This is a genomic window from Phormidium tenue FACHB-1050 (assembly GCF_014696925.1).
Taxonomy (GTDB): domain Bacteria; phylum Cyanobacteriota; class Cyanobacteriia; order Pseudanabaenales; family Pseudanabaenaceae; genus Pseudanabaena.
Genome location: NZ_JACJQY010000013.1, coordinates 53,711 through 69,583, shown reverse-complemented (window position 1 = coordinate 69,583; position 15,873 = coordinate 53,711). Strand labels below are relative to the sequence as shown.

The 15,873-nt window shown below is 41.9% G+C and carries 12 protein-coding genes; 4 read left to right on the top strand and 8 right to left on the bottom strand.

Annotated elements, in window-relative coordinates:
- Positions 1-75: 75 nt before the first annotated feature.
- Together H6G05_RS10385 and H6G05_RS10380 are read left to right on the top strand one after the other, a co-directional pair.
- Positions 76-435: an endonuclease domain-containing protein gene (locus H6G05_RS10385; RefSeq protein ID WP_190578107.1), complete on the top strand. Its 360-nt coding sequence runs from the start codon at positions 76-78 to the stop codon at positions 433-435.
- 360 nt (positions 436-795) lie between these two features.
- A complete protein-coding gene (locus H6G05_RS10380; protein ID WP_190578106.1) occupies positions 796-3,507 on the top strand; it encodes a DEAD/DEAH box helicase in 2,712 nt (903 codons plus the stop codon).
- 10 nt (positions 3,508-3,517) lie between these two features.
- Here H6G05_RS10380 and fbp read toward each other — a convergent pair whose 3' ends face one another.
- Positions 3,518-4,546, bottom strand: a complete 1,029-nt coding sequence (gene fbp / locus H6G05_RS10375; RefSeq protein ID WP_190578105.1) for a class 1 fructose-bisphosphatase — start codon at positions 4,544-4,546, stop codon at positions 3,518-3,520.
- 74 nt (positions 4,547-4,620) lie between these two features.
- Here fbp and H6G05_RS10370 point away from each other — a divergent pair, with 74 nt between their 5' ends.
- Complete coding sequence (locus H6G05_RS10370) at positions 4,621-5,820, top strand: protein phosphatase 2C domain-containing protein (protein ID WP_190578104.1); 1,200 nt, start codon at positions 4,621-4,623, stop codon at positions 5,818-5,820.
- 25 nt (positions 5,821-5,845) lie between these two features.
- On the opposite strand, the gene H6G05_RS10365 is transcribed toward H6G05_RS10370, so the two are convergent.
- From H6G05_RS10365 to H6G05_RS10340, 6 genes are all read right to left on the bottom strand, one after another.
- A complete protein-coding gene (locus tag H6G05_RS10365; RefSeq protein WP_190578103.1) occupies positions 5,846-6,970 on the bottom strand; it encodes an alginate O-acetyltransferase AlgX-related protein in 1,125 nt (374 codons plus the stop codon).
- A gap of 87 nt (positions 6,971-7,057) precedes the next feature.
- Positions 7,058-8,521 carry an MBOAT family O-acyltransferase gene (locus H6G05_RS10360; RefSeq protein WP_190578102.1) on the bottom strand — a complete coding sequence of 488 codons (1,464 nt, stop codon included), beginning with the start codon at positions 8,519-8,521 and terminating at the stop codon, positions 7,058-7,060.
- Positions 8,518-9,303: a cell division topological specificity factor MinE gene (gene minE / locus H6G05_RS10355; protein WP_190578101.1), complete on the bottom strand. Its 786-nt coding sequence runs from the start codon at positions 9,301-9,303 to the stop codon at positions 8,518-8,520. Before minE ends, H6G05_RS10360 begins: the two co-directional genes overlap by 4 nt.
- Positions 9,304-9,311: 8 nt before the next feature.
- Positions 9,312-10,115 (bottom strand): septum site-determining protein MinD, encoded by an 804-nt coding sequence (minD, locus tag H6G05_RS10350; protein WP_094536334.1) that lies wholly within the window; start codon positions 10,113-10,115, stop codon positions 9,312-9,314.
- A gap of 2 nt (positions 10,116-10,117) precedes the next feature.
- Positions 10,118-11,206 (bottom strand): septum site-determining protein MinC, encoded by a 1,089-nt coding sequence (gene minC, locus H6G05_RS10345; protein WP_190578100.1) that lies wholly within the window; start codon positions 11,204-11,206, stop codon positions 10,118-10,120.
- Positions 11,207-11,296: 90 nt separating this feature from the next.
- Positions 11,297-13,786: an ATP-dependent Clp protease ATP-binding subunit gene (locus H6G05_RS10340; protein ID WP_190578099.1), complete on the bottom strand. Its 2,490-nt coding sequence runs from the start codon at positions 13,784-13,786 to the stop codon at positions 11,297-11,299.
- 652 nt (positions 13,787-14,438) lie between these two features.
- Between H6G05_RS10340 and H6G05_RS10335 the strand changes: the two genes are divergently transcribed.
- Entirely contained in the window at positions 14,439-14,837 is a 399-nt protein-coding gene (locus H6G05_RS10335) for a response regulator (protein ID WP_190578098.1), read from the top strand.
- 26 nt (positions 14,838-14,863) lie between these two features.
- Here H6G05_RS10335 and H6G05_RS10330 read toward each other — a convergent pair whose 3' ends face one another.
- The gene (locus H6G05_RS10330; RefSeq protein WP_190578097.1) at positions 14,864-15,766 is read right to left on the bottom strand and encodes a sulfite exporter TauE/SafE family protein; all 903 of its coding nucleotides are present in this window, start codon (positions 15,764-15,766) and stop codon (positions 14,864-14,866) included.
- Positions 15,767-15,873 lie beyond the last annotated feature (107 nt).

Below are 15,873 nucleotides of genomic sequence, written 5' to 3'. Positions count from 1 at the left end.
GATCCATTGCAACGTAGATAAACTGATGCGTACTCATTAAAATCTAGAGACTCAAGCTGGAAATATTACACAAACATGAAAAATTCTAATAGGATTCGTGGTACTACAAGAGAGATTGAAGAAGCTGCCCGTCTCTTAAGGCAACAGTTAACACCTGCTGAAGAAATATTGTGGCAAGCATTGCGAGGACGTAAACTCAATCAACTTAAGTTTCGTTGTCAGCATCCTGTCGGAAGATTTATAGTTGACTTTTATTGTCCTAGTGCCAAATTAGTTATAGAAGTTGATGGAGATATTCATAATCAACAACAATCCTACGATCAAGCAAGAACAGAGCAAATGCAAGCTTTTGGTTATCGCGTTTTAAGATTTACAAACGAAGAGGTGATAAATGATTTGTCAAATGTTCTTATCCAAATTACTGAAGCCAGTTGATTGCAGTTATTCTCTTCCTAGCCCCCAATTCTGGGGGAACAAGAAAAGAACCGTCTTTCAAAGTCCCCCAGAATTGGGGGATTTAGGGGGCTTAGATACATTGCAACGTAGACAGAAAAACCTTAAACGCAAATTAGCTACGCACTGCGTAGCCAATCTCAAGCAAAAATATAACTGGTAATTGCCCTCTAGCCCCCAACTCTGGGGGAACAAGAGTGGAAAATTCTTTCAAAGTCCCCCAGAATTGGGGGATTTAGGGGGCTTAGATACATTGCAACGTAGACAGAAAAACCTTAAACGCAAATTAGTCACGCAGTGCGTGACCAATCTCAAACAAAAACATAAAAAGAGAAAACCACTATGAATAATCATGTCAATGCGATCGCCAATCGCCTCAGCCTCCGTCATCCCCAACGCGACTCATTGCAAATATTAGATCGCCTTTGTGAACTCTTGCCAATTCACAAAATCCAAGATCTTGAAACCAGCCTCGCCGTTATTAAAAAAGAATTTCCCACCGTCACCGACTTTGATCGCGAATTTCCATCTCTCTGCTTTGCACTCGCCACAGGCGTTGGCAAAACCCGACTCATGGGCGCATTTATCAGCTATTTACACCTAGCCCATGACATCAAAAATTTCTTAATCCTTGCCCCAAATCTCACCATTTACAACAAACTAATTACCGACTTCACGCCCAATACTGCCAAATATGTATTTACGGGTATCTCTGAATTTGCAATTAATGCCCCCGAAATTGTTACAGGCGATAACTACGAAAAATCTTCAATCATCACTAACTTTACGGGTTGTCGCATTAATATTTTCAACATATCTAAAATCAATTCCGAAGTACGCGGCGGTAAAAGCCCAAGAATCAAACGCCTATCGGAATTTATTGGCGAAAGCTATTTCGATTATCTAGCGCAACTAAAAGACCTCGTAATCTTAATGGATGAATCCCACCGTTATCGAGCATCCGCAGGAGTTCGCGCCATTAACGAACTCAAACCATTGCTAGGCTTAGAAGTCACCGCCACACCCTTTATCGAAACCAATAAGGGAAGCGTACCGTTTAAAAATGTGATCTATGACTATCCCCTCGGACGCGCCATGAGCGATGGATTTGTCAAAGATCCCGCCGTCGTTACTCGCAAAGATTTTAATCCTTCATCAATGTCACCCGAAGCGATCGAACGTCTCAAACTAGAAGATGGCATCTATCTCCACGAAAACATCAAAGCCGAATTAGAAACCTACGCCATTCAAACAGGCAAAAAAATCGTCAAACCCTTTATGCTGGTCATTGCCCGTGACACCACCCATGCCTCAGATTTAATCAAACTCATTCAATCCGATGAATTTGCTCAAGGGGAATACAAACATAAAGTCATTCAAGTTGACTCCAGCAAAACAGGCGCACAGGAAGATGAAATGGTCGATCGCTTACTCAAGGTCGAATCTCCCGATGAACCCACCGAAATCGTAATCCATGTAAATATGCTCAAAGAAGGCTGGGATGTCACCAATCTCTATACAATCGTGCCATTGAGAGCCGCTAATTCTAAAATTCTAATCGAGCAATCGATAGGGCGTGGCTTACGTTTACCCTATGGAATGCGTACAGGCGTAGAAATAGTTGATCGCCTCAACATTGTCTGCCATGACAAATTCCAAGAGATCGTCGATGAAGCCAAGAAACCCGAATCTCAAATTCGTCTCAAACAAATCATCCTCACTGATGAAGACCTCCAACAAAAAACACAACCCATAATTTCGCGATCGCAACTATCCCAAGCCCTAGGACTGCACCCTATAGAACCTATTTATTTACCTGCTCAAGTATCTGAAAATTTATCCGAACTTGAACCGCAATCCGAATCACACTCTACTCAACCGCCCCTATTCACTACACCCATAGAACAAAAAATTGCCCAACTCACCTATCAAGCCATCCTCAAACTCGAAAGCCAACCTGAAAAAGTCCCCACCACCGCCCATCTTGCCAATCCCAAAATCCAAGCGATCGTCCGCGAAGCCGTAAAGCGAGAATATCAACCCGCTCAAATCGAAATCGAAGGCGTAACCCCACCACCAAACATTGAAGCGATCGTTGCCAAAACCACTAACCTAGTTATTCAACAAACTATTGATATACCTAGAATTCTGGTGCTTCCCATTGGCACAGTGAGATCGGGCTTTCGCTCCTTTGCGATCGATCTCACTGACTTAAATTATGGTATTCCATCCAAAGAAGAACTTCATATTCAATCTCTTTCCACCGAACAATTCACATCCCTAGAAATCACCAGAATAAACTTCGAGAAATCACACCTAGAAAACTACATTGTCGAAAGCTTAGCCAAGTTTGATGATATCTGCTACGACGAACATTCTGACTTGCTCTATGACTTAGCAGGTCAAATCGTCAGCCATTTTCTCAATCAATATTCAGAAGATGATACCCGCAATATTTTAAGAGTTCGACAAAATGAAATCGCCAACTTTATCCATCATCAAATGCAGCAAAACTTTTGGGAAGAAACCACAGATTATGAAGTCAAAATCAGCAAAGGTTTCACAACTCTAAAAGATAGTGCCTACAACACAAGTCCCAAAAATCGCCTCGATTATCGCTTTTCGCCGCCAGATAAAAGCAATATGTCCAAATATCTGTTTACGGGCTTCTCAAAATGCCTCTACAAAGAGCAAAAATTTCAATCTGAAGCCGAAAGGATTTTGGCAATAATCTTAGAACGCGAAGCAATCAAATGGTTTAAACCCGCCAAAGGACAATTTCAGCTTTATTACAAATGGCATGGCAACTATTCAGAATATCAACCCGATTTTGTCGCTGAAACGGCAGAAATTATCTATATGCTCGAACCCAAAGCCCAAAATGAAATGGATAATCCCGAAGTACTAGCAAAAAAAGACGTGGCAACACAATGGTGTCAACACGCCTCAGAATATATGCTCAATCATGGTGGCAAGCCTTGGCAGTATGTCCTCATCCCTCATGATGCGATCGCCCAAAATATGACAATCAAAGGTTTAGGCGATCGCTATTGAGTTATTTCTTTTAAGGATTTAAGAAAGACTCTACTACTTTGACATTCTCAGAACTACCGATAATCAATGGTGTGCGACTGTGTAATTTTTGGGGGATCACATCAAGAATTTCTTGAGTTCCTGTAGTCGCACGACCACCTGCTTGCTCAATTAAAAATGCTAGAGGAGCAGACTCGTAAAGCAAGCGTAACTTCCCATCCGCATGTCCAACTGTGCCTGGATAGAGAAACACCCCACCTTGAAAAAGAATGCGATGAATATCCGCAACTAAAGCTCCTGAATAACGTGCTGTATTTCCTGCTTGGCGATGAATATAACGGACATATTCACGCATTGGTTCTTCCCATTGCCAGAAGTTGCCTTCATTAACACTATAAATTGAACCTTTAGCAGGAATATGAATATTCTCTTGAAAGAGAATGAATTCTCCAATACTAGGATCGAGGGTAAAGGCATGAACGCCGTTCCCTAGGGAATAAACCAGCATCGTGCTTGTGCCATAGAGAATATAGCCTGCACCAATTTGTTTCCGTCCCGACTGCAATAAATCTAGAGCTTCTCCAGATTCATCATTCCCTTCTTGTTGACGAATCGAGAAGATAGAACCGATCGCTAAATTTACGTCAATATTGCTAGAGCCATCAATGGGATCATAAAGTAAAGTGTAGCGACCAATGGGACAGTTTTCAGGGATATAATAGGGCTTCTCCATTTCTTCTGAAGCAAGCCGACAGACTAATCCGCTCTGCTCAAAAGCGCGAAGGAAAACACGATTAGCATAGCGATCCATATTTTTGACCGCTTCACCTTGAACATTAACTTCGCCTGTGACCCCAAGCACATTTTCTACTAAACCTGCACGGCTAAGATGGCGAGCGATCGTTTTGCCTGCTAGCCCAATACGTCCCATAAATGCGCTCAGATCATAGGCTTCAGCCGAAAATGTCCCAAACTGTGAAAGAACGTGCTGAGAAAGAGTCATAAAGTCTCGTCCAAGGACGATCTCATCGGCGGGATTGAGTCTGGTAGAATCAGTCATGGGTGCGATTACCTTAGTTCTTCTTCTCTATTATCTGTCTAAATCTATGGCATTGTGCCAACATAAGCATAATTATGAGCATCTGTCCTAGTTGTAAAGCTGTAAATCCTGATAATCACCAATTTTGCCAATTCTGCGGTACTAAGATTGCGGTAGAAATTGCTGTAGATCCCACTTTAAATCTTCTTGGAGATGTTGCTATACAACCTTCTTCAGTCCCAACGCGACCATTAAATTTAGAGTCTGTGTTAGAAGAAATCAAAATTCAGGTAAAAGATTTGGCATCTTCTCAAGTAGTGAGCGATACAGAGGAATTTCCAGATGAATTTGCTCTAGAAGAATTACCACTAGAATTTAATTTAGAAGACTTTGCTGATGTTGAGTCAGAAATGACGATGATTATATCTTCCACAATGCATCTACAGGAGCTAGCCTATGCTGGCAAAACTCATGTAGGAATGCAACGCGATCGCAATGAGGATGATTTTGTCACAATTTTTCAAACTCGTAGCATCAACGGCAAAAGCCAAATCCGCGATCGCAGTCATCGAGGGTTATTTGTGTTGTGTGATGGCATGGGTGGACACGAGGGGGGCGAGGTGGCGAGTGCGATCGCGATTAATTCTATTACGGAGCAGTTTCGTCCATTTTGGATCGATACTTTACCAGGCGAGAAAAAAATCAATGAAATTATCTGCAAGGCAAATCAGCAGATTTTTGCTAAGAATGAAAGTGAGAAGAGGCAATCGCTGGGGCGAATGGGAACAACCTTGGTTGTTTTAGCAATTCATGATCTAGATGTGGTCATAGCCCATGTTGGTGATAGCCGTATTTACAAAGTTACAAATTCTACTCAAGAACTAAAATCAGAACCAAAGTTAGAGCAAATTACTCGCGATCACGAAGTTCTCAATCAGTTAATAGATTTGGGTGTGGAGATTGAAGTCGCAAGGGCTAGACCTGATGCTCACCAACTTACTCAAGCGCTTGGACCAAATCCTAGCGATCGCATAGAGCCAGCTATTGAGTTTTTTACATTAACTGAACCCACTTTATTCTTATTATGTTCTGATGGTTTATGTGATAACGATGTAGTCGAGGATAATTGGCGATCGCATTTACTACCAATTTTAAATAAAGAAACCGATTTGCGAAGAGGTTTGGATAATCTCATTGAGTTAGGGAACAACGTCAATGGTCATGACAATCTGACCGCGATTCTAGTTTTGTGTGAGCCTAGTACCAATTCCCAAAAGTATGATGACATTAAATAAGAAGTCGGAGCTTTGTACCGACTTCTTATTTGATGAACTTTAAATGTCTTTCTACGCGGGCTTCGATCACAATATTAGGTTGATTGGATTGCTGATATTTTTTGATTAAATTGAGATCTGGCCATTCCCAAACATAAACAGTCTTAGCAAAATGTTGAGAAATATAGGGTTGTAAGGCAATAAAGAATGAATCTCTAAAAATTAATGCTCTTGGCGCATCAGCAAGGCAATCCGTAAAAAAGGTAGCCTTCATCTGATCTTCGGGATGCTTCTCTACAATATGTTGATCACATATAGGGAGTGGTTGGCGTAATTCAGGAACCATTTCCTTGAGGAAGTAAGAAATATTCAACATATTAGCAATATCCCCTGACTTATACTCTGTCAATCTAAAATCCTGCCAAGCGTAATTCCTTGGATTAAGATTTGGATAAAACTTTTGGATTGCTCGGAGAATTTCATACTGGGCGATCGCTGCACCAAAGTCATTCCAATGCGTATCCGTTTTATAAAACAATTGTCCTTGTTGCTTAGCTTGGAGTAACCTAGGTCTCAAATCTAGAACTGGTACTGCTGAATTCTTCATATATTCTATTAGTTGATCAAGGCGGGTTTGCTTACCGACTTGACGAATATGTTTAGGGATATATTCTGGATAGATAGAATATTTGTCAGGTACAACTACAAAAATATAGGGAATCCCCTGTTGCTTTAACCACGCATGTTTTTCTTCTAATCCAATTTTCCAACTTCTAAGTTCCTCTAGTGTCAATGGATCATTTCGCCGATAATCCTCAAGACTATTTCCCTCCGCAGGATTAACATAAAATAACCAATCCTCTAATCCAATCAGCACTTTAGGATTAGAGGAGCTTTTCAATAGGATGCTGTAGAAAGAATAAATCTGAGTTAGTTGATCGCGTAATCCGAAATGGTCATTAAAGAATAATTCAAACTGTGATGGAAATTTAATTAATGCTTTTTGACTCAATTCTAGTTTAGGAAAATCGGCAAGCTTACGTTTTTCTGTAATCGATTCTTTACGATTATGGGTTAAGACTAGAGGTAAAAACAGACCAATGATAAAAGTTGCAATCAACAGATTGTCAAATGTCCGAGCCACTTTATTGTTGCGTTGTTCTGTCTGCATAGAGCAATCTGTCTAGGGATTTGTAAAATAGCCTTTGTTGATTTTTGATGGCGAGGCGAAGCCTCGCCATCAAAAATCTGTTTTTTATTAAAAGCGATAATAGATAAAGGGATTATAGGTTCCTGCGGCTAAACTAGCGGTGGAAAGCAGAAATAGACTCAATAAAAGAGAATAATACCCACCGTACAAAACAGGCTGAAGATGACTAAATTGAGGAGAAATAATTCTCGTTTGTAGTTGTTTAGCAACGCCAATAGCTATTGGCGTTGCTAATACACAGCCGATGATTAAGTTGATTAGAGTTTTTAGATCAAAATAGAGCAATGTAAAATATTTGACTCCATCAGCATTAGTAACGCCTATCATACTTCCTAAATATTGGATTGCATGGCTCACAGTTTCTGAACGAAAGAATACCCATCCAATCATTACCAGTAATAACGTATACAAATGTCTAAGTGGGAGCCATAAGCGATCGAGATATTTATGCCATCCCATTCTCTCAATTACCAAATAGGCTCCATGCAAGGCTCCCCAAATTACAAAATTCCAATTCGCGCCATGCCATAGCCCACATAGTAGAAACACTATCCACAAATTGAAATATGTCCTCAGTGCAGAGCCACGATTGCCGCCCAAAGGAATATATAGATAATCACGAAACCAAGTTGATAGAGAAATATGCCATCTGCGCCAAAAATCCCGCATAGATTGAGCTATGTAGGGATAATTAAAATTCTCTAGAAATTCAAACCCAAAAAGTCGCCCTAATCCGATCGCCATGTCGGAATATCCTGAGAAATCAAAATAAACCTGCAATGTATAGCAGACAATCCCTAACCAAGCCATACCTGTTGTAACTTCACTGACTGGGACAGCAAAGATTTTGTCAGCGACTTCTCCTAATGGATTGGCAAGCATCGTCTTTTTCGCTAACCCAAAAATAAATCGCTGAATCCCCGCCGAAAATTGTGGTCTAGTGACAGTTCTCGACACAATCTGCTTAGCAACATCATGGTATCGAACGATGGGTCCCGCAATGAGTTGGGGAAATAAGCTCACATATAGTCCACAATTAATCGGATTTAACTGCACATCGGTTTCTTGTCGATAAACATCAATCACATAAGACATTGCTTGAAACGTAAAAAAGGAGATCCCAATCGGTAGCGGAACTTGAGAGTAGGCGATCGCTGGAATTGAAAAATTGTGTAGTACTAAGTTGAGATTGTTAATAAAAAAATTGGCATATTTAAAATAGAATAATAATCCTAAATTAATCACAATTGAGCTAAGAAGAATCTGCCTTTCGTTAAGGAATGTGAGCAGTTTTTGGCGTTGAAAATGTAGTAGTAGCCCTGCTAAATAGTTCAGCAATATAGAAGCAACCATGAGGAACACATAAACTGGCTCTCCCCACGCATAAAAAATCAAGCTCATGATCAACAGAAAAATATTCCGTAGATACAGTAACTTTGAGCTAATCAGGAAATATCCTGCTAAGGTGAGCGGTAAAAATAGAAATAGAAACAGAGCTGATGCAAAAATCATGTTTCGCGATCATCACACTCTTGCTCTTGGTTGTAAAGTTTGGGAGGTTCTTCAATTACTAATTCTTGAGATTCTAGAGAATCAGACAAACCTAAAGACAACTCCAATTGATCACTTGACTGCTCATTAAGTTCTTCTAATTCTTCATGCTGATCATTAACAGAGTCCTCTAATACAACTTCAGAAGTAGCTGACTCAGAACTTTCAGCAATATCCATAATGACATTTTCATTTTGGGGTATATCAGCTTCTACTGCGGTGCGATCGCTGATTTCCCCATTTTGAGATTTATTTGCAGCAGTTCTGATTTTGCTAGTAACTTCGATAGTTCGTTCCGCAATTACTGCAAGACTCTCAGGAGAAATATCCTCAGTGGTCGATTTGATATTTTCCTTTGCCGCGATCGCATCAAGGGCATCTTCAGCAGATTGATCCATTTCTAAGGCTAAAGATTCAGAATTATTTGATGTAACTACTTCTTCAGTGGGTTTATCAAAAAGACTTACCAGATCAGGTAGCTCTTCACGTACCATCCTGATTGGTAAATTGGCAATCAATGCTGTCATCCGCTTATCAGACTCTAGGCGAATGTCTAATGTATTTTCATCAAGCTCCACATATTTAGAAACTACGCGCATAATCTCATGGCGCATATTTTCAAATACCTGTGGCTCGATCGCAGCACGATCATGGGCAAGGATGAATTTCAAACGCTGCTTGACTTTTGCCCCACTAGGGACGTTACTTCTTTGAAATAGGCGATCGAGCAGTGTTGAAATCATCTCAAACCTCAGGAGTTCCCACTAATCCAGCTTGACAGACGCGCCAAAAATCCTTTAGGAGGAGCTTCGAGTTGTAAAAACTCAATATTTTTTCCCTCAAGACGTTTTGCCACATTTTCATAGGCTGTGCCAGCCAGCGATGGTTTATCTGACAACACCAATGGTTCCCCTTTATTAGTAGAAACGATCACCTGTTCGTCATCAGGAATTACGCCAATTAATTTAACTGACAAAATATCTAGTACATCTTCGACACTCATCATGTCGTTGTTTTTTACCATAGCTGGGCGAATACGGTTCAAAATTAATTTAATATCCGTAATTCGATTTGCTTCTAGTAAACCAACCACGCGATCGGCATCCCGCACCGCCGAAATTTCGGGAGTCGTCACGACGATCGCCTCTTTTGCCCCAGCGATCGCATTTTGAAATCCCGACTCAATACCCGCAGGACAATCAATTAAAACATAATCAAAATATCGCCCCAAAACTTCAACAAGCGCCTTCATATGAGCAGCCGTAATTGCAGTTTTATTGCGCGTTTGGGGAGCTGCTAATAAAGACAGATTGGGCTGACGCTTATCTTTAACTAGGGCTTGGTCGAGTTTACATTCTCGCGCAATCACTTCTAAAGCTGTATATACAATGCGATTTTCTAATCCCAATAAAAGATCGAGATTGCGTAAGCCAAAGTCAGCATCCACCAAAACCACTTTGCGTCCTAGTTTGGCGAGCGCCATGCCGAGATTTGCTGAAGATGTGGTCTTGCCGACACCACCTTTACCAGAGGTAACAACGATAATGCGACTCATGTTTACGAATTACTGATTAGCGAGGGATAGTTTAGCGAAGAATGATTAAATGCTGAAAAATCAACAACTTGGACAATTTTAATCGCAGGTGTACCTTGCGTACTTACAAATGCGACTTCTGGACAGAAAGATGTACTCGGACTCTCAACACGGGCGATAAAACTCGCAATCCTAACTTGGGTTGCATTGAGGTGTAAAGCCATAACTACTGCTTGGGCATTGCCTTTAGCACCTGCATGAGCCATGCCTTTAAGCTTGCCGCACACAATAATATCACCTTCAGAAATTAGTTCTGCGCCTGCATTGACATCACCGAAGACAATGATACTGCCAGAGTGCCGAATTTCTGTACCAGATCTTACGGTCATCTTAATGTACAGCGGGTCATCCGTAGGTGCGTTAGGAATTGGATTAAATCCTAACAACTCACGAAAGATTGTCCCTTGCTCTACGCAGAAGCCCATACTAGCAGCATTAACCGCAGTTTGACGGCGATTGGTGACTATACAATGCAGCAAAAGTTGATAGTTTTGCAAGGCTTCGGATATTTCTTGGAGCTGGCGCGTATCCAAGAGGCGATCGCCTGATTGCAAATATACTTGTGTACGTGGCTTCCAGTCATGCCCACTTGCCGCCATGCGTTGCTCTAACTGAGAAAGTATTTCTTCCCAAGTCAAGGCTAGCAGTGAAGTCTCAGAATTATTAAACTGATTGCTCTCCAGCCCAATTGGAGGAATTTCGCCGTTATCATTCGATTTACTAAATGGCAACTTGATCTTCTTGTCAGTTGGCAACAACAGATTCAGCTTGCCATCAAGGGTCTTAAAACGAACTTGCGAGATTTCAGGATCAGGTTCTGGATCGGGCTGAGATTTTTTGGTAAGTGCAGTCGGAATTGGTTTAAGTTCACCACCCTCAACATCTGCGATCGTCAGAGGAGCAGGCACATTCCCCAAATACTCCTCATTTTGGTCAGCCACGACAATGACTTCAGGCATCTCCGCAGATGACAAATCCCCTGCAACCGACTGAAATTTTGTAGGAGGCAGAGGATTAGATTTCACGGCAATATTACGCTGGTTGGCATTCATGAAGCTTTTTTTAATTTAGCGCTATGCAAGTTACCTACATCTAGATAAATGCAAGCCCTGCGCTGAGCGTAGGGCTTGCATTTATCAATCTTAAGCTGATGGCAGCAACTGAAGATTATTTTCAGAGCCACTCAGAGCTTCTTGTTCGATCACTTTGACTTTGCCATCGTCATCGACATCTACTTGCACCGAAGCACCTTCACGGACTTTACCCGTCAAGATCTCTTCAGCAAGAGAATCTTCGAGTAAGCGCATGATTGCCCGACGCAGTGGACGCGCACCGTAGCTAGGGTTATAGCCTTCTTGGACTAGCAAATCCTTGAAGCGCTCGGTCACCGTAAGCACAATATGCTTATCGAGCATCCGTCTGAAGAACTCGTTGAGCATGAGATCGGCGATCTCCTTGACTTCGGGTTTAGTCAACTGACGGAAGACGATAATTTCGTCAAGACGGTTGAGGAACTCTGGACGGAAGTATTGCTTAAGTTCTTCGTTAACCAGCGATCGAATGCGGGTATAGAGCGCATCCTCTTGGCTAGCAGCGAAGTCAAAGCCCAGTCCACCACCACCTTTTTCGATGACTTTAGAGCCAACGTTAGAGGTCATGATCAACAAGGTGTTTTTGAAGTCAACGGTACGACCCTTCGAGTCAGTCAAGCGTCCATCTTCAAGCACTTGCAATAGCAAGTTGAAGACATCGGGGTGAGCTTTCTCGATTTCGTCGAATAGGACGACAGTGTAAGGGCGACGACGGACGGCTTCAGTAAGCTGACCACCTTCGTTGTAGCCGACATAGCCAGGAGGTGAACCGATCAGCTTAGATACAGTGTGACGCTCCATATATTCCGACATGTCGAGACGAATCATCGCTTCTTCAGAACCGAAGAAGTAAGCGGCGAGTGCTTTAGTTAACTCAGTTTTACCAACACCTGTAGGTCCTGAGAAAATAAAGCTGGCGATCGGACGGTTAGGGCTCTTCAGACCTACACGGGCGCGACGGATCGCACGGGAAATAGCTTTTACTGCTTCATCCTGACCGATTACGCGGCTATGCAGGGTTTCTTCCATCTGCATCAACTTGACAGACTCGGATTCGGTAATCTTGAGGACAGGTACGCCAGTCCAAGAACTGACGATGTAGGCGATGTCCTCTTCGGTTACATGAATTTCAGGTACATCTTCGGCGGGAGTTTCTGCCTTTTTGGTTTGGCTGAGAGCGCGAATTTGTTGTTTAAGATCGATTTCCTTGTCACGCAATTCCGCTGCCTTATCAAAGTCTTGCTTACGAACGGCATCATCCTTATCTTTAAGGGTTTGACGCAATTCCTTATCAAGTTCTTTGGCAGCAGGAGGCAACTGTGAGTTAATCAAACGCACACGCGAACCAGCTTCATCGATTAAGTCGATAGCTTTGTCGGGCAAGAAGCGATCGCTAATGTAGCGATCGGATAATCTCGCCGCCGCAACAAGGGCTTCATCGTCGATCTTCAGCTTATGGTGTTCTTCATAGCGTTGACGTAAACCGATCAAGATTTCGATGGTTTCTTCAACACTAGGCTCACCGACCATTACTGGTTGGAAACGACGCTCTAGGGCTGCATCACGCTCGATATGTTTACGATATTCATCAAGGGTGGTTGCACCGATGCATTGCAATTCGCCACGAGCAAGGGCAGGCTTGAGAATATTAGCGGCATCGATCGCGCCTTCCGCAGCACCCGCACCGATCAAGGTATGGACTTCATCAATTACCAAGATCACATTGCCAGCCGTGCGAATTTCTTCCATGATCTTCTTGAGGCGTTCCTCAAATTCACCACGGTATTTTGTACCTGCTACTAGTAAGCCGATATCTAAGGTAACAACCCGCTTTTCTTGCAAAATGTCAGGGATATCACTGTTAGAAATGCGCTGAGCTAAACCTTCAGCGATCGCGGTTTTACCCACACCAGGTTCACCAATTAGGACTGGATTATTTTTGGTGCGGCGACCGAGAATTTGAATGACTCGTTCAATTTCTTTTTCACGACCAACGACTGGGTCGAGTTTGCCATCTTGGGCAAGCTGGGTCAAGTTTGAGCCAAACTCGTCGAGGGTTGGCGTTTTGGTGCGTCCTGATGAACCGCCACCAGCGGATACTTCGGCAGTCTCACCGAGCATCCTGATTACTTGTGTGCGAACCTTAGACAGATCCACGCCGAGATTTTCTAAAACTCTAGCGGCAACGCCTTCGCCTTCGCGAATTAGTCCTAGCAATAAATGCTCAGTACCGATATAGTTATGTCCGAGCTGACGAGCTTCTTCTAAGGACAACTCTAGGACTCTCTTAGCGCGAGGAGTGAAAGGAATTTCGACGGCGACAAAACCAGAGCCGCGTCCGATGATCTTTTCAACCTCAATGCGAGCGTCTTTGAGGTTTACACCCATGGACTTAAGTACTTTGGCGGCAACGCCAGTTCCTTCTCCGATTAGACCCAATAGGATTTGCTCTGTGCCGACAAAGTTATGACCGAGGCGGCGAGCTTCCTCTTGAGCCAGCATGATGACTTTAATTGCTTTTTCTGTAAAGCGTTCAAACATGGCGTTTCCCCATACTTTGCTGCGTTCTGGTTAAAGTTAATACTAGCACAGCATTAGCAGCATTCTGTGTGTACGGGTTTCACTCCTTTTTACCCAAATTGTTAAGATCTCTCTTAGGGATTATGTTGGCTTTTATAGGTCGTTTTAACTCAATATTTTTAGTTTTTTGTTGTCTTTGCAACCGATTAAAGGGGCTCTTTGCTGTATCAGGATATTAATGTATGAGGAGAATATGATTTCCATCTAAATTTATGAGGCTGGCATCAGATTTATGAGATTAACAATTCTTACATCACTTCTCAAAATTTCTCTGTAAGACTATAAACCAATTCTTATTTCTGAAGTGTGGATCTATAGCAATCATTAAGTTTATCTATTCCCGTTTTGCAAGCCGATTTCGCTATGATTGATTGAAACAAATACAAGCCTAGTTTTTCCTGATTACTGATAACTGAGTTAATTCCTACACTAGTACAAAAAACATTAATGTAGACAAGCAGCAATGAGAATCAAGGCACTGGTCAGCTAAATCGTGATCGAAGTATTTGCGTCGTTTTCATCAGTATGAAATGGACGTTTTAGAACACATCCCACATTAGCCAACCATCACCTAGAAAAGCAACCTCTTGTATTCTCTGATATTTCAAATGCCATGAGAGAAGAAAATATAAAATTTGATTTAGCTTCAATTAAAAAATACACAGTACTTGATGTTTACGATTGCGTAAGTGTAAATTTCTTTTCCCGTTTGATTAGACATATGGGATTGAATTGTATTGAATCAGTTTACAGTGAAAATTTGTTAGAAATTGCAACACAGTATTTGCCAGACATTATTCTTCTCGAACAGTTTCATCCTAATGATCTTGAAGTTTGTCACCATTTAAAAATCAATGAAAAGACAAAAAATATCCCTGTGATTGTAATTACGGTATGTGAAGAAGAAATAACTGAATCTATTGCAATGGAAGCAGGTGCAGATTCATACTTAGTTGCACCTGTTAAAGTAGAAAAATTTAGAGAAACTATTCAGTCTTTTTTGAATGAATAGGCGATCGCCTCAAAACTTATCTCTAGCTACAAGATATTTAAAAACAAACTTCTTTGTTGCCACAGCATCCATGATCCGCCGAGTGCCATAAAAGCAAGAACCACTTGGCGAAACTGTTGAGGACTCATGCGACTAAGGAGATATTTGCCAATGAGATTCGCGGGTATTGCGGCTAATCCGATCGCTAATCCTGCGACAATTTGCTCTTTAGACATCGCTGCTAACGCCCCGTAGGTAATGATTTTCACGACATGGATAATTGTCATGTGAGTTGCTTTAGTAGCTAGCATTTTCTCCTTGACTAAGCCATAGCCCAGATAAAAGGGATTTAAGACGGGGCCAGTTGTGCCGACTAAGCCCGATACATATGCCTTGAGGAAACCCGCAGGCATAATATGCCAAGCCTGAAGTTGAAATTTGGGTTTTACTTCTTTGGGAATTAATTCTGACTTTTCAAGAGCGCTTAATTCACTTAATTCTCCTAACTGATTAATCTCAATCAGTTTTTCGATCTCTTGTAACTCTTTAGAATCATCGACCAATTCAATCTGTTTTTCCTGATCCTTCGCAACAGTTTTTTCGGGACTTTTTTCTAGTTCAAATAAAACGGCACTCACGATTAGGAAAATGGCAATCACTATTTGCAACCAATCGAGATGGATTTGCGTAAAGGTATAGGCTCCCAAAATTGCCCCTGCGATCGCCCCAGGAGCATACCAAGCTGTCAATACCCAATCAATATCCCGCCAAAACAGTAAAACTCGATGGGCATTGCCAAAAAACATGCCGATTGTGATTACAGGTGGAACGGCATTGGCTCCCATGAGAAGGTTAACTAACGGAATTAAGATGAATGGACTGCCCCCACCTGCCAAAGTGCTAACAATCCAAGCAAAAAAGCTAACCACGCTGAGATATACAATTGGCATGAGTTCTGACATCGATCAATAATCCGTTTGGGCTATTTATAACAATTCAAGAAAGTGTGACAACACTTTGGGGAATTAAAAACTAAACCTAGTAAGGGTTTTCAAGG